The 19,187-nt window shown below is 73.3% G+C and carries 18 protein-coding genes; 3 read left to right on the forward strand and 15 right to left on the reverse strand.

The features are described 5' to 3' along the window. Positions 1-99 precede the first annotated feature (99 nt). A complete protein-coding gene (locus ABZ453_RS28810) occupies positions 100-1,572 on the reverse strand; it encodes an MFS transporter (protein WP_359019201.1) in 1,473 nt (490 codons plus the stop codon). A 141-nt stretch (positions 1,573-1,713) separates the two neighbouring features. Here ABZ453_RS28810 and ABZ453_RS28815 point away from each other — a divergent pair, with 141 nt between their 5' ends. Then, positions 1,714-2,658, forward strand: coding sequence for a LysR family transcriptional regulator (locus ABZ453_RS28815; RefSeq protein WP_359019203.1), 945 nt, complete (start codon positions 1,714-1,716; stop codon positions 2,656-2,658). Positions 2,659-2,667: 9 nt separating this feature from the next. Here the strand turns inward: ABZ453_RS28815 and ABZ453_RS28820 are convergent, their stop codons facing one another. From ABZ453_RS28820 to ABZ453_RS28830, 3 genes are all read right to left on the reverse strand, one after another. Further along, a complete protein-coding gene (locus ABZ453_RS28820) occupies positions 2,668-3,474 on the reverse strand; it encodes an AfsR/SARP family transcriptional regulator (RefSeq protein ID WP_359019205.1) in 807 nt (268 codons plus the stop codon). Positions 3,475-3,638: 164 nt separating this feature from the next. Beyond that, positions 3,639-4,754 carry a transposase gene (locus ABZ453_RS28825; protein ID WP_359019207.1) on the reverse strand — a complete coding sequence of 372 codons (1,116 nt, stop codon included), beginning with the start codon at positions 4,752-4,754 and terminating at the stop codon, positions 3,639-3,641. Positions 4,755-4,936: 182 nt separating this feature from the next. Next, the gene (locus ABZ453_RS28830; protein WP_359019209.1) at positions 4,937-5,548 is read right to left on the reverse strand and encodes a TetR/AcrR family transcriptional regulator; all 612 of its coding nucleotides are present in this window, start codon (positions 5,546-5,548) and stop codon (positions 4,937-4,939) included. A 182-nt stretch (positions 5,549-5,730) separates the two neighbouring features. Between ABZ453_RS28830 and ABZ453_RS28835 the strand changes: the two genes are divergently transcribed. Next, the gene (locus ABZ453_RS28835; RefSeq protein ID WP_359019211.1) at positions 5,731-6,501 is read left to right on the forward strand and encodes a glucose 1-dehydrogenase; all 771 of its coding nucleotides are present in this window, start codon (positions 5,731-5,733) and stop codon (positions 6,499-6,501) included. A gap of 109 nt (positions 6,502-6,610) precedes the next feature. Here ABZ453_RS28835 and ABZ453_RS28840 read toward each other — a convergent pair whose 3' ends face one another. Further along, positions 6,611-7,336 carry an HAD family phosphatase gene (locus ABZ453_RS28840; RefSeq protein ID WP_359019213.1) on the reverse strand — a complete coding sequence of 242 codons (726 nt, stop codon included), beginning with the start codon at positions 7,334-7,336 and terminating at the stop codon, positions 6,611-6,613. Beyond that, positions 7,333-8,019 (reverse strand): ScbR family autoregulator-binding transcription factor, encoded by a 687-nt coding sequence (locus tag ABZ453_RS28845; protein ID WP_133044091.1) that lies wholly within the window; start codon positions 8,017-8,019, stop codon positions 7,333-7,335. Before ABZ453_RS28845 ends, ABZ453_RS28840 begins: the two co-directional genes overlap by 4 nt. A 128-nt stretch (positions 8,020-8,147) precedes the next feature. Here ABZ453_RS28845 and ABZ453_RS28850 point away from each other — a divergent pair, with 128 nt between their 5' ends. Next, positions 8,148-9,053, forward strand: coding sequence for a ScbA/BarX family gamma-butyrolactone biosynthesis protein (locus tag ABZ453_RS28850; RefSeq protein WP_359019215.1), 906 nt, complete (start codon positions 8,148-8,150; stop codon positions 9,051-9,053). Here ABZ453_RS28850 and ABZ453_RS28855 read toward each other — a convergent pair. The 9 genes from ABZ453_RS28855 to ABZ453_RS28895 form a co-directional block, all read right to left on the reverse strand. After that, positions 9,013-9,744 (reverse strand): HAD-IB family hydrolase, encoded by a 732-nt coding sequence (locus ABZ453_RS28855; RefSeq protein ID WP_359019217.1) that lies wholly within the window; start codon positions 9,742-9,744, stop codon positions 9,013-9,015. The genes ABZ453_RS28850 and ABZ453_RS28855 overlap by 41 nt on opposite strands. Positions 9,745-9,839: 95 nt before the next feature. Next, positions 9,840-11,558, reverse strand: a complete 1,719-nt coding sequence (locus tag ABZ453_RS28860; RefSeq protein WP_359019219.1) for a 3-hydroxyacyl-CoA dehydrogenase family protein — start codon at positions 11,556-11,558, stop codon at positions 9,840-9,842. 114 nt (positions 11,559-11,672) lie between these two features. After that, positions 11,673-12,638: an aldo/keto reductase gene (locus tag ABZ453_RS28865; RefSeq protein WP_359019221.1), complete on the reverse strand. Its 966-nt coding sequence runs from the start codon at positions 12,636-12,638 to the stop codon at positions 11,673-11,675. A gap of 78 nt (positions 12,639-12,716) precedes the next feature. Then, a complete protein-coding gene (locus ABZ453_RS28870; RefSeq protein ID WP_359019223.1) occupies positions 12,717-13,961 on the reverse strand; it encodes a beta-ketoacyl-[acyl-carrier-protein] synthase family protein in 1,245 nt (414 codons plus the stop codon). Then, positions 13,958-14,221, reverse strand: coding sequence for a phosphopantetheine-binding protein (locus ABZ453_RS28875; protein ID WP_133044096.1), 264 nt, complete (start codon positions 14,219-14,221; stop codon positions 13,958-13,960). Before ABZ453_RS28875 ends, ABZ453_RS28870 begins: the two co-directional genes overlap by 4 nt. A 68-nt stretch (positions 14,222-14,289) precedes the next feature. Next, entirely contained in the window at positions 14,290-15,291 is a 1,002-nt protein-coding gene (locus tag ABZ453_RS28880; protein WP_359019226.1) for a beta-ketoacyl-ACP synthase III, read from the reverse strand. After that, positions 15,288-17,000 carry an FAD-dependent monooxygenase gene (locus ABZ453_RS28885; RefSeq protein ID WP_359019227.1) on the reverse strand — a complete coding sequence of 571 codons (1,713 nt, stop codon included), beginning with the start codon at positions 16,998-17,000 and terminating at the stop codon, positions 15,288-15,290. Before ABZ453_RS28885 ends, ABZ453_RS28880 begins: the two co-directional genes overlap by 4 nt. 79 nt (positions 17,001-17,079) lie before the next feature. Continuing rightward, the gene (locus ABZ453_RS28890; RefSeq protein ID WP_359019229.1) at positions 17,080-18,114 is read right to left on the reverse strand and encodes a 3-oxoacyl-ACP synthase; all 1,035 of its coding nucleotides are present in this window, start codon (positions 18,112-18,114) and stop codon (positions 17,080-17,082) included. After that, positions 18,111-19,160, reverse strand: coding sequence for an AfsA-related hotdog domain-containing protein (locus tag ABZ453_RS28895; protein WP_359019231.1), 1,050 nt, complete (start codon positions 19,158-19,160; stop codon positions 18,111-18,113). Before ABZ453_RS28895 ends, ABZ453_RS28890 begins: the two co-directional genes overlap by 4 nt. Positions 19,161-19,187: the final 27 nt, after the last annotated feature.

A 19,187-nucleotide genomic window follows, 5' to 3' on the forward strand; every position in this document is an offset into this window, starting at 1 on the left:
ACGGGGACGGCGCGGCCGTCCGCCGAGTGGCGGCGGACGGCCGCGCCGGGTGCGCGGACGGTGCCGGCGGGCGATGCCGTGTGCCGGACACGGGACGGCCTACGCCGCGGTCCGCTTGCGCAGTACGGTCCCCACGAGCAGGGCGCCGACGAGGGCGACGACACCGGCCGTGACCATGCCCGCGTGCAGTCCGCCCAGGATGTCGGCGCGGGACGGAGCGGCTCCCGAGGAGAGGGCGTTGGTGCGGGCGGCGGCGATCGCGCTCAGACCCGAGACACCGATCGCGGCCACGTACTGCGGCAGCTGCGACAGGCCGCCGACGACACCCTGGTCCTCCTCCGTGACGCCCGTGGTCATGACGGTGATGAACGACACGACGCTGGAGACGTGGCCGAGCCCCATGACCGAGGACGTGACGAGCAGGGCGGCCAGGTTCACGTCCTGGGGCAGGGCGAACATCGCGACCGTGCCCACGCCCTGGATGAGCAGGCCCGCGGCCAGCACCCGCACCCCGCCGAACCGGCCCAGCAGCTTCGCGACGTACATGCCGCCGAGGGTCGCCGCCGCGCCCTCGCCGAGGTAGCTCAGACCGGCCTGCAGGGCGGTGAAGCCGAGCACGTCCTGCATGTACAGGCTGAGCAGCACGGTCGTACCGGCGCACATGCCGAAGGTGATGACACCGAACAGCCCCGACCACTTCACGGACGGCCGGTTCAGCACGGACAGCGGCACCAGCGGCTCCGGGTGGCGCCGCTCGACCAGCAGGAACGCGGCCAGCAGCACCAGGCCGCCGACGATCGGGCCGAGGGCCGCGGGGCGGGTCCAGCCCTGGTCACCGCCGGTGGAGATGCCGTAGACCAGGCCGAACAGGCCGAGCGTGGCCAGGATCGCACCCGGGATGTCCATCCGCCGGGCGGCGCCGGACTCGTGGATCGGCGGCAGGGCGAGCGCGCCGGCCAGCGCCAGGGCGCCCATCACGCACAGCGCGACCATGGTCCAGCGCCAGCTGAAGCCGTTGGTGATGACACCGCCGCCGAGCGCGCCGAGCACGAAGCCCAGCGACATGACGGCCCCGTTGAGGCCCAGGGCGCGGGCGCGCTTGGGCCCCTCCTGGAAGTAGCCGGTCATCAGCGCGATGGCGGCGGGGGCGATCATTGCGGCGGCGGTGCCCTGGCCGATGCGGGTGGCGATCAGCATGCCGGGGCTGTTCGCGAGGGCGGCGCCGAGCGAGAACAGGGTGAACACGGTGACGCCGAGGGTGAACAGCCGCTTGCGGCCGATCAGGTCGGCGACCCGGGCGAACAGGGGCAGCAGGCTCGCCGACGGCAGCAGACTGGCGGTGGCCACCCACTGCAGGGTGCCGGCCGAGGAGAACCCGAGGGCGCTGCCGATGTCGGGCAGGGCGACGGTGACGATGGAGAAGTCCAGGCCGCACATGAAGGTGGCGCAGCACAGGGTGATCAGCACCAGCCACTCCCGTGTCCCGAAGGCGGAGCCTTCGGCGGCGGGCCCGGGCGGTGCGGCGACGTCGTGCGTGGGGTGGGCGGGGGGTGAGGATTCGGTGACGGCCATGAGCGGTCCTTCCTGGCGATCCGGATTACCTGATCAGCTTCGAATCGGGGGACCTGCGCAACAAGGACGATCTGTGCAACGATCGATTCGCTGAGCTCATCGTTCGAGGTCGCGGAAGTGAGGGGCGCGGGAGAGGCGGTCATGGAACGCCAGGAGATCGAGATTTTCCTGACCCTCGCGGAGGAGCTGCACTTCGGGCGGACCGCCGATCGGGTGGGCGTCTCGCAGAGCCGGGTCAGTCAGACCATCGCCCGGCTGGAGCGCCGTGTCGGCGCCAAGCTGTTCGACCGCACCAGCCGGCAGGTCACCCTCACCCCCATCGGGGAACAGCTCAGGGACGATCTCGCGCCCGCGTGGCGGGGGGTCGAGGAGGCCGTGGCGAGGGCCATGGCGGCCGGGCGGGGCATCACCGGCTCGCTCAGGATCGGATTCTCCGGCGCGTTCACGGGCCATCTGCTGCACAGCCTGGCCGAGGTGTTCGGACGCCGGTATCCCGGTGTGGACGTTCAGATACGGCAGGTACAGATCTCGGACCCCTACGGCCCGCTGCGCGCAGGAGACATCGAGCTGCAGGTCACCGAACCTCCGGTGGCCGAGCCCGATCTGACGCTGGGTCCGGTGCTGGTCTCGCAGCCGAGGGTGCTGCTGATGGCGTCCACGCACCCCTTCGCGCGGCGCGACGCGGTGAGCGTGGAGGACCTGGCGGAGGCGACGCTGCTGACGGTCGCCGGGAACGTGCCGGCGCACTGGCTGGACCATCACTTCCCGCGGCAGACGCCCTCGGGGCGGCCCATTCCGCACGGGCAGGCCATGACGCACTGGGAGGACGCGCTCTCGCTGGTTCTCGCGGGCAAGGGCGTGACACCGGTGGCGGCCGCCGGCGCGCACTACTACAGCCGTCCGGGCCTGGTCTTCAAGCCGTTCACGGACGCCCCGGGCATCGACTACGCCTTCGTGTGGCCCACCGGCCACGAGACGGCCCGGTTACGGGCCTTCGTCCGGGTCGCCGTGGACGAGGTCCGCGGGCTGGGCGGCCCGACGCGGGCCGTGGAGAGCCTGTGGACGGACGGGGACGCCGGCACCTGACAGAACGCGTCAGCGCAGGGCGCCGGCGCCCGCGGCGGCGAGGTACCGCTGGTCGGGGCTGTCCTGCAGCATGACGTGGTGCAGGGTCGTGGTGGACGGTGACGGCGGGATGCCGAGGTCGTCGGTCATACGGCGGTGCAGCGACTGGTAGACCTCCAGCGCCGCCGCCCGGCGGCCCGAGGCGTACAGCGCCCGCATCAGCTGGGTGTGCAGGTTCTCGTGGTACGGGTGCTCGTCGACCAGGGCTACGGCCTCCCCGACCGCCTCCTGGAATCGCCGGCACAGCAGCAGCGCGTCGATCCGCACCTCGCAGGCCGCGAGGTGCGCCTCGTTCAGCACCCGGGCCTGCACGGTGAGCCGGCTGCCGTGCCGGACGTTGCCGAAGGGCGCGCCGCGCCACAGGGCCAGTGCGTCGCTCAGCACCTCGGTGGCGGTGTGCGCCTCGCGCTTCTCCAGCAGCCCGCGGGCCTCGAGGACCAGCCGCTCGAAGCGGGGGCGATCCCAGTCCTCGGGGCGCAGCCGCAGCACATAGCCGTTGCCGTCGGTGACCAGCCGGTGCTCGGCGATGTCGCGGGCACTGGTGCCGCTGCCGGCGGCCAGTGCCTTGCGTATCGCCCCTATGTACGTCTGCAGGGCGGTCGTCGCGGTCCGGGGCGGCTCGCCGTCCCACACCTCGCTCAGCAGCGCCGGCACCGACACCCGGTGGTTGGCCTTCGCCATGAGCAGGGCCAGCACCTGCCGCTGTTTGGGCGCGCTGGGGGTGACGTCTCGCCCCTGCTCGCGGATGTCGATCGGTCCAAGAACGCGGAACTCCACAGCCACTCCTCAAGGTTGGGTGTCACCGCCCGGCGCGGCGCGCGGTGTACGGGCGAACGGATCGGCGGGAGCCCGGCCTCGCTGCGGGGTTCCCGGGGTGCTGGGTGGGGGGTGCGGGGGGAGGGGGAGACCGTCGGCCGACGGTCCTGGCCCGGGTACGGCGGTCAGCCGCCACCCGGTGGCGGACACGCCGCGTGCCCGAGGCTGCGGTGCGCCGAGGCGACGGAGACCAGCGTCGCGTGGCGGTGCCAGCCGGGGTAGGACCGGCCGGCGAAGTCGTGCAGGCCGAGGTCGGCCTCGGTGTCCCCGATCCGTACGGCGCTCGCGGAACCGATGACGCCGAGGGCGCGGGTGTCCGCCTCGGGCAGGTTGGTCAGCCAGATCCGGTCCGGCCGCGGCCGGGAGCCGGTCCAGACGCCGACCAGCAGGCCCGCCCCGGTCCCCGGCAGCAGCACCCGCACGGTGCCGAGCCGGGACCGACCGGGGGCGAGGGGGCCGCCGGCGGCCGGCCGGGCGTGCCGCCGCAGCAGGTCGCCCGCCGGCCGCGGGGCCGTGGTGAGCGCCGCCGGGCCCGCCGGGTGGGGGCCGGCGGCCGGGGCCGGCGACAGGGGCAGGGTGTCGGGTACGGCCACGATCCACTCCAGACCACGGGCCTGCAGGCCCGCGATCACGGGTTCGGCGTCGATGTGACCGTCGGTGTGGACGACCACCGGCGCCATCCGCGGTGTGTTCCGCGCCAGTTGGACCGCGAGGGAAAGGCAGAGCTCGGCCACGGTGGCGTGCCCGGTGGACTCCGGTATGCGGGCCTGCTGCCGCAGCGTCGCGTCCTCGGTCCAGCGCCGCGGCAGATACAGCCGCCAGTCCACGGACAGGTCGCCGAACTCGCCGGAGTGGAACGCGCCCACGGCCAGCTGGCAGTTGACGGTACGTCCGAAGGCGGGCACGAAGCGCCGGTGGACACCGGCGGACAGCGCGCCCCGCTTGGGGATGACCACGGGGGAGAGCGTCCAGGTGTGTGCGGAGGTGTGTTCGGCGATCCAGCGCGCCAGTTCGGCGCGGACCGGGCGCCACGGCCAGGCGCTGTCGTTGACGAACTGCTGCAGCGACTGGGGCGCCGTCGGGGACGGCGTCACCGAGGCCGCTATGCGCCGCAGCGTCTTCTTCCCGGGGGTCGCCAGCAGCCCCTTGAGGTAGACGTCGGCCCAGCGCCGTTGGTCGGCCCGCGGCAGATGGGCGAACAGCCGCTGGGCCGGGGGGATCTGCTCGGTGGCCGTACCCATGGACGGGCTCCTCTCTCCCGGTCGGCCATAAATATACAGAACATTCTCTATGTTTCTAGTCCGGAGTCCCGGAAGAGGAGGGGTGGAGTGGCGTGCGCAAGCCTCTGAGCTGCGACAGGAGGGATCCGCCGGATGCGGGGAATTCCATACGGAACGAGATGTTCCGCCGATGTGAGGGCTGGTCAGTCCCCGGCCGGGTCAGGGGTGTTCGCGGGGGCGAGGAGGGTGCCCAGGGCCTTGAGGGCCTGGGCGAGGCTCTCCTCGGGGGCGTCGCCGGTGACCGGCCGCAGCGCGTCCGGGGTGGCGGAGGTGGCCTCGACGCCGAGCAGGACGTGGGAGAGCAGCGAGGTGGCCGCGAGCGGGGTCAGTCCGCTGTCCGGGCGCCTCTCGTACCAGGCCCGCTCCAGTGCCTCGCGCAGGCCGGGGGCCCAGGAGTCGTACCAGCCGTGGCCGGCGGCGTGGCCCTCGCGGGTGAGCCGGGCGGCGGCGCGGACGGTCCGGGCGGTGCGCAGGGCCGAGGCCAGTGCCAGCACCTCGTCGAGCACGCCCTGCAGTCCCGGTGCGGGCGCGGTGGCGTCGAGGATCTCGCGGGTGGTGGCGGCGCCTGCCTCCTGGACCGCGTCCGCGAGGGCCGACTTGCTGGGGAAGTGGAAGGTCAGCGCGCCCATGGTGACCCCGGCCGTCCTGACGATCCCGTGCAGGGAGGTGCCGTCGTAGCCGTGCTCGGCGAACTCGGCGGCCGCGGCCTCGATGAGCCGCTGCCGGGTCTGCTCAGCCCTCTCCTGCCTCGCCACCTGTGCCTCGTCCTTCCTCCCGCCCCCGTGCGCCGCGGCAGGTCCGCGACAGCACCACCATAGGTCAAGAGATTCCCAAGAGATCCGGAGAACGAGCAGCTCGGAACGTTCTTGGCAGGTTGGCTGGTAACAGCTGCCCCATCCGGCTGACTCTCCCGGAGACGGCTGTTTGACTGGGCGTCATGATCGAACAGACGTGCGTAATGGACGACCGAGTGGTCATGGTCACCGGGGCTTCGTCGGGCATCGGCGCGGCGGCGGCCCGGCTCTTCGCCGAGCACGGCGCGGCGGTCGTGCTCACGGCCCGCCGGGAACGGGAACTCGCCTCGGTGGTCGAGGAGATCGAGGCGAAGGGAGGCCGCGCGACCCACGTTCCCGGCGACATACGCCGTGGTGAGGACGTCGAACGGGTCGTGGAGACGGCCGTGGAGCGCTACGGCCGTCTGGACGCGGCCTTCAACAACGCCGGGCACGCCACTCTCGGCACCGATTTGCACGAGATGTCCGACGACGACTACGACGCCGTCATGGACGTCAACGTCCGGGGCGTGTGGAACTGCATGCGCCACCAGGTCCGCGCCATGCTCCGCACCGGCGGCGGCGCGATCGTCAACACCGCCAGCGTGGCCGGACTGATCGCCACGGGTGTCGGCGCGCCCTATGTGGCCGCCAAGCACGCGGTGATCGGTCTGACCAAGGCCGCGGCGGCCTCGTACGGGGACCGGGGCATCCGGGTCAACGCGCTGGCCGTGGGCAGCACGCTCACCGAGATGATGGAGGCGGCCGTCGCGCAGATGCCCGGGGTGGAGCAGACGTTCTTCGCGCGTGCCGTCCAGAAGCGGTTCGCCGCCCCCGTGGAGATCGCGCAGGCGGCACTGTGGCTGTGCAGCGACGCGTCGTCCTTCGTGACCGGCGCGACCGTCCCGGTCGACGGTGGCACGCTGGCCGTCTGAGGTGACGTACGAGAGGTCGTGCGGGACGGCGTCCGACCGCCCGGGGGCCTGCGGGCCGTCCGGGGCCCCGTGCTCGCGAGGCGCCCGGACGGCCGGGGGCGAGCCGTGCCTAACGGGACGCCGGCACCGGCGTCCCGGCTCCCGCCGGCCACAGCGTGCCGGCCGTCGCCTCCTCGTCCAGGGCGCGCAGCAGCGGCTCGTCGATCTCGTCCAGCCCGTCGACGAGGTGGCGGACCCCGGCCCGGCGCATCAGTTCGGCCTGGTGGCTGTGCTCGAAGCGGGTGGGGCGGCCGATGAACGGCGCTCCGAGGGCTCGCGCCGCCTCGGCGACCCGGGCCACGTCGTCGACGAAGAGCATCTGGCCGTGCTCCAGCCCGAAGTGTGCGGTGATCTCCCGCAGTCCGGGGCGCACGTCGTTGGTGCAGAGGTAGTGGGGCGGGGTGAACAGGTGGGCGAGGGCGCCGAGATGCTCGTCGAAGTGGGACTTGGCCAGGCCGCCGTAGCAGACCACCTCCAGCCCGGCGGCGCGCAGCCGCCGCAGCAGCGCACCGGCTCCCTCGGTGACCTCGACGGGGTGGTCGGCGAGGTAGGCGGCGCGCTCCTCGAAGTAGGCGGCCAGTGCCTCCTCGCCGGTCAGCGACTGCGGCACCGCCGCCGCCATGGCGCGGCCGGCGTCGGCCTGCCGCTGCGAGAAGACGCTGCGCTCGACGTCGGCCGAGTAGACACCGCCGCGGCGGGTGACGAACCGGTGGATGAGCGGGCTGAAGGTGTCGTTGAGCAGGACGCCGTCGATGTTGACGGCGGCCAGTCTCAGCCGGTGCGGACGGTAGGTCATGATCGGGTTCCCTCCCCTTGGCCGGGCGCGCTCAGGGACGTCCACAGGGACAGGGCGCGCTCCTCGCTGTTCTCGATCCTGTCCAGAGCCGGGCCGGTGGCGATGCCGGGCAGCAGCAGCCGCCACATGTTCACCGTGCGGCGGGGCAAGTCGGCGCGCCGGGAGACCACCTGCGCGAATTCCTGCATGCCCGTGCACGCGCCGACGACGAACTCGGCCAGCTCCTCGATGCGTACGTGCTCACGCAACTCGCCCTCGGCCCGCGCCACTTCGAGGCACTCCTCGAAGCTGCGGGCCCAGACGGTGTACGGCGTGGCGTCCTGCAGGCCGAAGGCGGCCTGCTCGCCGGTGAGCCGGACGCCGGCCCGCAGCAGCGGATCGGCCTGCAGCGAGTGCGACCAGATGAGGGTGATGTCCACCAGGCGCTGCAGGCCGGTCGTGGGCACGTGCGGCTCGATGGTGCTGCGCTGGGCGTTCATCACCTCCATCGCGAGGTTCTGCTTGTCCTTGAAGTGGAAGTACAGCGCCCCCGCGGTCACGCCCGCACGCTGCAGGATCTTGTTGATCCCGGCGCCGGCGTAGCCGTACTCGTCGAAGACCTCCGCGGCCGCCTTCAGGAGCTGCTCTCGGGTCTGGATCGCGCGCTCCTGCTTGGGTGCGCGATGCGTGTTCGCTCGTGTCATGGCTGCGTCCCGGTCTCGACAAGAAAAAGAACGTCCTCTATGTTACTGGCCGTGGCGCGCCTTCGCCACTGGGCGGGGCAGCGCATGTCGACGCGGCACAACAGGCGCGAAAAACAGGGGGGTTCCACATGAACGAGTCGGCGACGACTGCTGCGATACCGGTCCGGGTCGAGAAGGGTCTCGTCCACAAGCACGACGCCGGGCAGGTGCTGCTCTCGGGTCTCGAGCGCCTGGCGGAGGACGAGTTCCTGATCGCGGCGGACTGGACCGAGGCCGGCGACCTGGGGGATGGCGCCGTTCTCCTCACCGAAACGATTCGGCAGACCTTTCCGCTGCTGTCGCACGCCGGTTACGGCGTGCCGTTCGGCCACCGTCTGCTCTGGAGCGAGTACCGCTACGCGCTGAACCTGCCGAACCTGCGCGAGAACGGCACCGGCGGCCGGCCCGATCTGCACATCCGCTGCTACGACGTCGTCCGCCGCCGCGACCGGGTCACGGCCCTGTCCCTGCACATCACCGTGGAGCGCGACGGCGAACAACTGGCCACCGCCCACACCCGGTTCACCATCCAGCCGCCCGCCATCTACGACCGCCTGCGCGGCTCCCACGGCGACGCCCACCGGATGCTGGAACTGGCTCGCAGCCGCCCGCTGCCGCCCCCGGTCTCCGGCGCCGGCGAGGAGTTCCGGGACGTGGTGCTCTCGCCCACCGACACCACCGACCGCTGGCAGCTGCGGATCGACACCCACCACCCGATGTACTTCGACCACCCCAGCGACCACGCCCCGGGCATCCTCCTGCTGGAGGCGGCCAAACAGGCCGTGCGCACCCTGCGCCACCCCCGGGTCGGCGTCGCGGAGGCGATGGAGACGGTCTTCCACCGCTACGTCGAACTCGACTCCCCCTGCTGGGTGGACGCCCAGCTGCTGCCCGACGACCAGCTCGGCCGGGCCCGCTTCCTGGTGACGATGCACCAGGACGGCAGGCTGTGCTTCACCGCGCTGGTGTCGGTCGCCAACGACCGGACCGGCTGACGTCCGCCGTCCGGCCGACCCCCGGCAGCGTCTCGCCGCCCACCGCGGCGACATGGGCGCCGAGCACCATGTCGTCGCCGACGGCGACGGGACGGCCGACGGAGCGCAGGAGGTCGAGGTCGGAGGCGTGATCGGCGTAGGCGGCGGCGCGCGACGGGGACACCGCGCGCCGCCGCATCAGCGTGCGCGCCAGCCGGCCCTTCTCCACGCCGATGACCGGGCGCTCCACCAGGCCCGTGCAGGAGCCGTCGGCGTACTCCGGCTCGCTGCACAGGATCTCGTCGGCGCCGAGCAGTTCGGCGACCGGCTCCAGACACGGCCGGAACGAGCCCGACACCAGCACGATCAGCGCGCCCCGCGCCTGGTGCCGGCGCAGCGCGGACACCACCGGCGGATGCAGCAGCGAGCCCCCGGCGAGTTCCGCGTCGAACCAGGCCCGGCCGTGCGCGAACAGCTCCTCACGCGGGCGGCCGGCGAACAGGCGGTAGTACTCGCGGTTGGTGACCAGCCGGGAGACGCCCGCCGCCGACCGGCGCCGCAGGGTGCCCGCCGCCTTCTCGTACACCGACGGCGGCAGGCCGCGCTCGCGGTAGTGGAAGCGCAGGAAACGGAACATGCTCTTGACGGTGATCAGTGTCTCGTCGACGTCGAAGAAGGCGATCTCGACGGGGGCGCCGGCAACTTCTGACATGGGCTACGGCCTTCCGTGGGTGACTGGGTGAGTGGGTGAGTGGGAGAGGCCGGGCGGCGGCCCCCGGGGGGAGGAGGGGCCACCGCCCGGCGGTATCAGGCGGCCGCGGGGACCGATGCGCCGGCGCGTGAGGTCAGGTAGGCGCGGGTGCCCTTGCCGGGCGTCTTGCGGCCGAGGTGTCCCGTGGCCACCAGCTGCCTCAGCAGCGGGGCCGACTCCGGTGCCCGGCAGCGCGGGTCGGCCTGCAGCCGGCGCTGCACCGCCAGGGCCACGTCGGCCCCGACGGTGTCGAGCAGCCGTACCGGGCCGAGCGGCTGACCGCCGACGGACCGCGCGGTCGCGTCCAGTGCGGCGGTCGTCGTCTCGTCCGCGTCGAGCAGCTGAAGAGCCTGGTTCAGATACGGGAAGAGGAGCGCGTTGACGATGAAACCGGCCCGGTCGCCGCAGCGCACGGTCCGCTTGCCGAGCCGTTCGGCCACGGCGCGGGCGCGGGCCAGGGAGTGCTCGCTGGTGCCCGCCATGGGGACCAGCTCCAGCAGGCGCATCACCGGGGCCGGGTTGAAGAAGTGCAGGCCCAGCACGTCGGCGGGGCGGCCTGCGGGCTCGGTGCAGTCGGCGACCGGCAGGCTCGAGGTGGACGTGGCCAGCAGGGTGCGCGGCGCGCAGACCGCGCCGAGTTCGGCGAACAGCCGCCGCTTGACCTCCAGGTCCTCCACCACCGCCTCGACGACGACGTCCACCGCGCCCAGCACCGAGCGGTCCGCGGTCGCCCCGAAACCGCCTCCGCCCGCCTCCTCGTCCGCGCCCGTGCGCCGCAGGGCGAACTCCACGCGCTCCGCCGCCGCCCGCGCCTTCTCCTCGGTCCGGGCCAGCAGCGTGGTGTCGAAGCCGCCGCGCACGAAGGACTCCGCGATGCCGGTGGCCATCGTCCCCGAGCCCACGACCACCACCCGGCGGCCGGGCGGCGCGGTCGGCTCCGCGCGGCGGCGCGGCCCCTCCTCGCGTCCGTAGTGGTGGAAGCCGCGGCCCGCCTTGCGGCCGAGGGCGCCCCGCGCGATCAGCTCGTCGAGGACCGGGGCCGGGGCCGCGTGTCCGTCGGCCGTCTCGGCGAGGCGGGAGAGCAGGTCGCGTGCGGTGTCCAGACCGATCGCGTCCAGCACCGCCAGCGGGCCCTCCCGCCAGCCCGCGCCGAGCCGCATGGCGGTGTCGACGTCCTGGGCGTCGGCGTAGCCGTCGTGAACCATCCACGCCGCCCGGTTCAGCAGGCCGAGCAGCAGGCCGGGGGCGAGCGAGCCGGGCCGGTCGACGACCCGGTACGCGGTCATCCCGGCCGCCGTCAGGACCCCCTCCACCCGCTCGGCCGCGGCATCACCGGCGCCTGGAGCACGGGCGACCTCCACGGCGTCCAGGTCGTCGGCGCGCAGGAAGCGCAGCGCGAACAGGTCGGCACCCGCGGCCTCCCGCAGCTCGGCGAGGGGGGTGGTCAGCGCGGTGGTGACCATCGGGGTGCCGGACCTGAGCAGCGGACGCGCCCTGGCCAGCACCTGCCGCTTCAGTGCCGCAGGTTCCGGTACGGCCTCGATGACCACGTCGGCCTCGGCGAGCCCCGCTGGGAACCGGGACACCGTACGGGGGCGCTCGGGCGGGCTCAGTTCTTCGGCGCGGGCCAGGGCCGCCGGGTCGTCGTCGACACCGACGACGGCGAGCCCCGCGCGGGCCAGCCGGCGCACCAGGGCCAGTCCGGTACCGCCGAGACCGACGACGGCGACGGTGTACGGGGGCGGCGCGAGGGCGCCGCCGGGCTGATCGGGCATGGTGTGCTCCTGTTGGTGGAGGGGGGTTGTGGAGCGCCCCACAGGGGCGCGAGGCCGTGTCTAGGTGCGGCTCCGCCGCGGGGCGCGACCAGCCACGACGGCGCGGCGGTCGGCCTAATAGCGGCTGCCGGTTGCGGCAGGAGCCGCGTTGAGCTCCCGCATGTCCTCAGCCGTCAGGCGCAGTTCAGCCGCGCCCAGGTTGTCCGCCAGATACCGGGACTGTTTGGTGCCGGGGATCGGAATCACATGCTCGCCCTGGGCGAGAGTCCAGGCGATGGCGACCTGCGCCGCGGTCGCCCCGTGCCGGGCGGCGACCTTCTCCACCGTCTGCGTGATGCGCAGGTTCGAGGTGAACGCCGTCCCGGTGAAGCGCGGATTCGTCGCCCGGAAGTCGCCGGACTCGAAGTCCCCGGGGCGGGTGTAGCGCCCGGTGAGGAATCCCCGGCCCAGCGGTGCGAACGGCACGAACGCGGTGCCGTGTTCGGCGCACCAGCCGGACATCCCGGTGCCGGGGTCGAGTGGTTCCCGGGTCCACAGGGAGAGTTCGGACTGCACGGCCGCCACCGGATGGACGCGGTGCGCGGCCTCGGCCTGCTCCCGGGTCACCTCCGACAGCCCGAGGTGGCGCACCTTGCCCGCCCGCACCAGCTCGGCCAGCGCGCCCCAGGACTCCTCCAGCGGTACGGCGGGGTCGACCCGGTGCAGGTAGTACAGGTCGATGACGTCGACGCCGAGCCGTTCCAGGGAGGCGTCGGCCGAGCGGCGGATGTGCTCGGGGGAACCGTCACGGCTCAGGGTGCGGGTGGCGAGGTCGTCCACGACGATGCCGGTCTTGGTCGCGACCACGGCGTCGCCGCGGCGGCCGGCGAGAGCGCGGCCGACGAGGGTCTCGTTGTGGCCGGCGCCGTAGGCGTCGGCCGTGTCCAGCAGGACCGGCCCGGCGTCCAGGGCCCGCCTGATCACCGCGACCGAGACCGCGTCGTCGCGCCGGGACTCGGCATAGCCCCAGCTCATTCCCATGCATCCGAGGCCGACGGGGTGGACGGCGAGTCCGGTGGGGCCGAGGACACGCGTGGTCACGTGAGGTTCCTTCCTGTCGAGGGAAGTTGAGGGGAGTCGGGGGAGTCGGGGGGCCGGGGTGCTGTCACCCCGGCCCCGTCAGGCCGCGGCGGTGAGGACCAGGGCGGCGTTGTGTCCGCCGAACCCCAGCGAGGTGCTCGCGGCGACGCTCATCCGCCGGTGCCGCGCCGCGCCGGTGACCACGTCGATGTCGACGTCGATCGCGGGGTCCAGCGACCGCACGTTCGCGGTGGGCGGCATGGCTCCGTGGTACAGCGCCAGCGCGGTGTACGCCGCCTCGACGGCACCCGCTGCGGCGAGGGTGTGGCCGGTGACGCCCTTGGTGGAGGTCACCGCAGCACGGTCGCCGAGCACCGAGTACAGGGCACGGGCCTCCGTGAGGTCGTTCATCGGGGTGGAGGTGCCGTGCGCGTTGACGTGCTCCACTTCGTCGGGGAGCACGCCGGCGTCGTCCAGCGCCGCCCTGAGCGCCCGGGCCAGACCCTCGCCCTGCGGATGCGGGGCGGTGGCGTGGTGCGCGTCGGACGTGGCGCTGAACCCGGCGATGTCCGCGTAGCGCCGGGCACCGCGGGCGGTGGCGTCCTCGCACCGCTCCAGGACGAGGATCGCCGCGCCCTCGCCGGCCACGAAGCCGTCCCGGTCCGCCGCGAACGGCCGGGACGCCGCGGCCGGTTCGTCCGTACGGCCGGACAGGGCGCCCATCCGGGACAGCCCGTTGAGCGTGCCGGGGCTGATCGCCGACTCGGTCCCGCCGGCCAGGACCACGTCGCACAGCCCCGACAGCAGCCATTCGCGGGCCGTACCGATCGCGGACGCCCCCGACGCGCACGCGGTCGCCGTGACCAGGCTGGGGCCGTGGATGCGCAGGTCCATCGCGACGTATCCGGCGACCATGTTGACCATGCTCATGGGGATCATCAGCGCCGACACGTCCTCGGGGGTGCCCTCGGAGTAGGTGCGCAGCTGCTTCTCCAGCGTGGACGCGCCGCCCAGCGAGTTGCCGATGACCACACCCACCCGGGTGCAGTCCCAGGAGCCGGTGTCCAGGCCGGAGTCGGCGACCGCCTGCCGGGCGCCGACCACGGCTAGTTGGGTGAAGCGGTCCAGCTTCCAGGCGGTGCGCCGGCCCAGCTGGGCCGTGGGGTCGAAGCCGGGGACCCGGCAGGAGATGTCGACCTTCTCGCCCTTCAGCTCCGGGTCGGTGGCCGCGGCGGAGACGCCCGACAGCACGCGCCGCCAGTTCTCCTCCACCCCGATGCCGGCCGGAGTGACCAGGCCCATACCGGTGACCGCGACACCGCGGCCCCGGGCCACGCCGCTCACGCCTGCTCCGCCTTCGCGCGGATCACGGCGACGGCCTCGTCGAGGGTGAAGGAGGACTTCAGCTCGCCCTCCTGCAGGACGATGTCCATCTCCTTGCGCAGGATGAGGCTCAGTTCCACGAGGATCAGGGAGTCGATCTCCAGCTCGTCGAAGGTGACGCCGGAGAGCAGCTCCGCCTCGTCGAGGCCGAACTTCTCGCTGATCAGGGCGGAGACGCGGTGCTTGAGGGACTCCTGGTTCAGGACGACGGGAGTGCTCATGGTGAGTTTCCTTTCGGTGCTGGGTGTTCGGTGATCCCGGTTCTCGGTTCCGGGTGTTCCGGGTGCGGTCAGTGGGTTTCGAGGTCCGGCCAGACCAGTGCGGCCGAGCCCCAGGTGAGGCCGCCGCCGAAGCCGGTGACGAGGACGCGGTGGCCGGGCCGCAGCTCGCCCTCGGCGGCGGCGTCGCGCAGGGCGAGCGGGATCGAGGCGGCGACGGTGTTCCCGACCCGGTCGAGGTTGGCCACGATCTGCTTCTCCTCCAGGCCGAGTTGCTCGCCGACGGCGTTGAGGATGCGGATGTTGGCCTGGTGCGCCACGACCTTGTCGACCTCGGCGGGGCTCCAGCCGATCCGGTCGAGCAGGGTCTGCGAGGAACGGCTCATGTCCAGCACGGCCCGGGTGAAGACGGGGCGGCCGTCCATGGTGAAGAAGTGGTCCCCGGTGCCCGGGGGTTCGGGCGTCGAGCGCTGCCGGGAGCCTCCGGCGCGCACGGTGATCAGATCGGCGCCGGAGCCGTCGCTGCCGAGGTCGAAGCCGAGCAGCGGGCCGGGCTCGTCCGGCTCGCCCGCCCGCAGCACCACGGCTCCGGCCCCGTCGCCGAAGATGGCCCGGGTGGTGCGGTCGGCCGGGTCGAGGATGGTGGAGAAGGTGTCCGCCCCGATCACCAGGGCCCGTTCGGCCACCCCGGCGGTGATCATGGAGGACGCGGTGGTGAGCGCGTACACGAACCCCGTGCACACGGCCGACACGTCGAAGGCGGGCACCGTGCCCAGCCCGAGCCGGTGGGCGACGTCCGGGGCGGTGGCCGGGCACGGCCGGTCGGGCGTGCTGGTCGCCAGCACCACCAGGTCCACGTCGGTACGGCGGGCCGAGGCGAGGGCGTCCCGTCCGGCAGCCACCGCGAGGTCGGAGGTGGCCTCACCCGGCGCGACGACATGCCGCCGTCCGATCCCGGTACGGGTCCGGATCCACCGGTCGGAGGTGTCGAGCCGCCGCGCCAACTCCTCGTTGGAGACGACCCTTTCCGGCAGCGCCCCGCCCAGCCCGCACAACACCGCGGCGCGGCTCATGAGGCCAGCTCCTCGGTCCCGCCGTGGCGGGAGTGAGGCTCGGGCGCGGCGGGGGCACTCGAGGTGCCCGCTGCCGCGCCGCCCGCCGGAGCGGAGGGGCCGACCGCCCGCAGGGCCGTCCCGGGGGCCGCCGTCCGGAAGCTGCTCCCCGCCCTGCGCAGGGCGGTACGGACCGCTGTCGGTTCCGGGGCGACGATCGCCGCCACGTGGCCGTCGGGGCGGACCGCGAGGGCCCTCGGGGCGGTGCCGAGCAGAGGGGCGAAGCCCGGCCAGGCGGAGATGTCCCGTACCGGGACGTCGTCGGGCACGGCCGCCGTCACGGACTCCCGCGCGGACAGCCAGGCGGCGTCCTGGCGTTCACCGGCCCACAGCAGCAGGGTCAGCCGGCCCGGGTCGATCGAGGGCCAGCGTTCGGCGCCCGGCTGGGGGTCGTCGTGCGCGGCGAACACCGGCAGCCGGTCGCCGACGTGGATGCGGCGGGTCAGCCCCGGCAGGGTGTCGCGCAGGGACTCGGCCGGCCGGTAGCTCACGTCGTGCTGTGCCATCAGCGGGGCGCCGAACCGCTGCAGCACCCCGGTCCGGTGGGCCAGCCGTACGGTGGCGTCGCGCAGGGCGAGTTCGTGGCGCCGCTTGAACAGCCCCCAGCTGGTCTGCTTGGCGGTGGTCAGCACGATGCGCTCCGCCGCCAGATGCCGGTCGCTGTCGTAGGTGTCGAGGATCCCCGGCTCGAAGGCGCCCCGGACCACCCCGGCCAGCTTCCAGGCGAGGTTGACCGCGTCCTGGATGCCGGTGTTCATGCCCTGCGCGCCGGCCGCGCTGAACACGTGCGCCGCGTCGCCCGCGAGGAAGACCCGCCCCGCTCGCATGGTCTCGGCCACCCGGCGCCGGGCCCGGAAGATGGTGGACCAGTCCAGCTCGCCCACGATGCCGGGCCGAGGTGAGCGCTCGTCGAGGAACCGCTGGAACAGCTGGGGCGGCGGCCCCTGTTCCTCCCGCCAGTCCGGCACGCTGATGGCGAGCCGGTACACCCCGCCGCCGAAGGGCGCGATCCCCAGGGCGCCGGAGCGGGAGTAGCAGTACACCAGCGCGTGCTGGTCCAGGTCGCCGGCGACGGGGCCGTCACCGATGGCGAAGAGCACGTCGTTTCCGGAGCCCAGCAGCTCGATCCCGGCGAGGCGGCGCACCGCGCTGTGCGCGCCGTCCGCGCCGATCACGTACTCCGCCTCGATCTGTTCGACGGTGCCGTCGGCCCGCCGCACCTCGGCGACCGGCCGGGGGCCCGAGGTGTCGAGCCCGGTGAGGGAGCCGAACTCGATCTCGCCGCCGTACGCGGCCAGTCGGGTGCGGATCACCTCCTCGGTGGTGTCCTGCGGGACGACCACGCCGAAGGGGTACGGCGTGTCGGCGAGCCGGCTCATCTCGATGGCGCCGAGATGCCGCTTGTCGGAGTAGTACTGCACCGAGTCCAGCCGGTTGCCCAGCTCGATCAGCGGCTCGGAGGCGCCGATCCGGCCGAGCAGTTCCAGGCTGCGCGGCCAGACCACGCTGGCCCGGGAGTGCTGGAGGGGACCGGCGGCCGAGTGGTCGACCAGCCGGACCGCAACACCCTGCGCGAGCAGTTCGGTGGCGAGTACGAGTCCCACGGGGCCCGCGCCCACGACGAGGACGGGACGCCGCTCACCGGGACCCTCGCGCTGAGGGAACGTCATGACAGTGCCTTTCACAAGGAGACGAAAGAAGATCAAAGATGACGAAAGAAGACTGAATGGGGGGCGCGTGCCGGGCGGTTCAGGTCCGTCGCACCACGACCGCGCTCCACGTGAACCCCGCACCCGCGCTCAACACGGCCGCGTACGCGCCGCGTTCGAGACGGTGCGGCCCGGTGTCCGAGGTCAGGGCGGCCAGGTTGGACAGCAGGTCCCCGGCACCGAGATGGCCGGTGCGCTCGCCCAGGTCGGCCAGGGGCGCGTCGGTGACCGCGGCGACGGCGGGGCCGTACACCTCCCGTGCGGTGGCCCGGCCGAGCCGCGGCAGCAGTACGGCGCTCAGGCGCCGCCCGCCGGTGCCGACGCCGGCCTCGGTCAGCGCGTCGGCCAGGACGGCCGTGGTCTCGTGCCGCAACCGTGCCAGGAACCGCTCCCTGCCGTGCTCGGTGAGGAACGCCTTCTTGGTCCGGCGGACGTCCACGGACGTACTGCGGGTGTGCGGTGCCGGGTGGAAGGCGTCGGTGTCACGGTGCGCGCTCTCCAGCTCGGGCGCCGCCCGGGTGTGCAGGGCGTGCAGGGCCAGCGCGCCGTCCGGGGCGGGCCCGGTGCCGACGACGGCCGCGGTGGCGCCGTCGCCGTACCAGACGCCGTAGTCCCCGCCCCACCGGTCGAAGCCCGGCGGGGCGAAGCGGTCGGCGGTGGTGACCAGGACGGGACCGCCGCCCGGGTGCGCGGCGAGCTGGTGGGCCGCGGCGCGCAGGGCAGCCGCCGCGCCGTTGCACATCTGCTGCACACCGGTCGGGACGGCGTCCAGGGCGCCGGCCCCCGCGGCCACGTAGTGCGCGGGCGACCAGAAGTCGTGGCCCTGGTAGTAGGTCCAGGCGTGCAGGACCCCGTCGAGGTCACCGGCCGGGCGGCCGGACCGGGACAGGGCGCGCCGGGCGGCGCGCACCGCCATCTCGGGGGCCGACAGGTCCGCGGAGACGGGCAGTTGCCCGTAGCCCATGGCATCCGCCTCGTCGGCGCTCACCCGGCCGGCGGCCAGCGCGTCCGCCGTCTTCTCGGCGGTGGGCGGCAGCCATTCGGCCGGCGCGAGCCATATGCCGTCGGGGGTCATACGCACTCCTCGCCGTCGAGGAGCGGGACGCCCGTGGACGCGGTGGTGGTGTGCATCTGCCCGGAGGCGATGACGTCGCCGTCCTGTTCGAAGTCGATGTGGAAGGTCCTGAGGTCCGGCAGCATCAGGCTGAGGTTGTCCTCGTGCGCGTACGGCTCGGTCTTGCGGATGTGCACGGTCGTCGGGGAGTCCAGCTCGGCGTACCGGGTGAAGGAGAACTCGAAGCCGGCGACCGTGCTGCGACTGACCGAGGCGCCCCACAGGTCCGACACGCCGAGCAGGCACAGCTGGCGGCCCGCCTCCATGAGCACCATGCCGGGTACGTGGTCCTGGCCGTGGTCGAACATGCTGCGGTTGTCCAGCGGGACCCGTACGGTCGCGGAGGCGTTGTCGCTGCCCACGGTGGCGTCGGCGAGCACGACGTTCGCCGGGTCGCTGCGGCCGACCAGGTGCGGGGCGACGTACGAGGTCTGGCGGGGCAGGTCCTGGAACGGCACCAGCGGCCTGCCGCGGCCCCGCAGCCGGACCGTGTCGTAGACCTCGGCGGGGATGTAGCCGACGTCCATGCGCACGAAGCCGAGGCAGCGCTGGGCGAGCTTCATGTCGATGCCGAAGGACAGCCGGCGCACATCGCCGGGCGTGCCGCGGCGGTTGCTCGTGCGCACCGAGATCCGCAGTTCGCCGGGCCGCTCCTCGTGCGGGAGGGTGAGCAGTCCGGGCAGCTCCATCGACCAGGACCGCAGCAGGAACTTGCTCTTGCGCGAGACCCCGGCGTACTCGTGGCCGCCGTAGGTCTCGGCCTGCCGGCAGCACTCCAGCAGCAGCATGGGGTCGGGGCTGCCGAGCCGTGAGGTGTGCTCGGTGTAGTAGGCGTGCAGCGGGGGGAGTTGGGCGGCGGCGAGGTACTCCTCCTCGCCGGTCTGGCGGGCATCGGTGAGGAACACCTCGGAAAGCGCCCAGCGGTGCAGCAGAGAACGGTCCACGGTGCGCATGAATTCGAGATGCGCGGCACCCGGCAGGCAGGTCTTCTTCTCGGTGGAGGTCATGGGATTCAATTCCCTTTTCTCTCGCTT

It is taken from the genome of Streptomyces sp. NPDC005799, from assembly GCF_040630525.1.
GTDB classification, from domain to species: Bacteria; Actinomycetota; Actinomycetes; order Streptomycetales; family Streptomycetaceae; genus Streptomyces; species Streptomyces griseorubiginosus_B.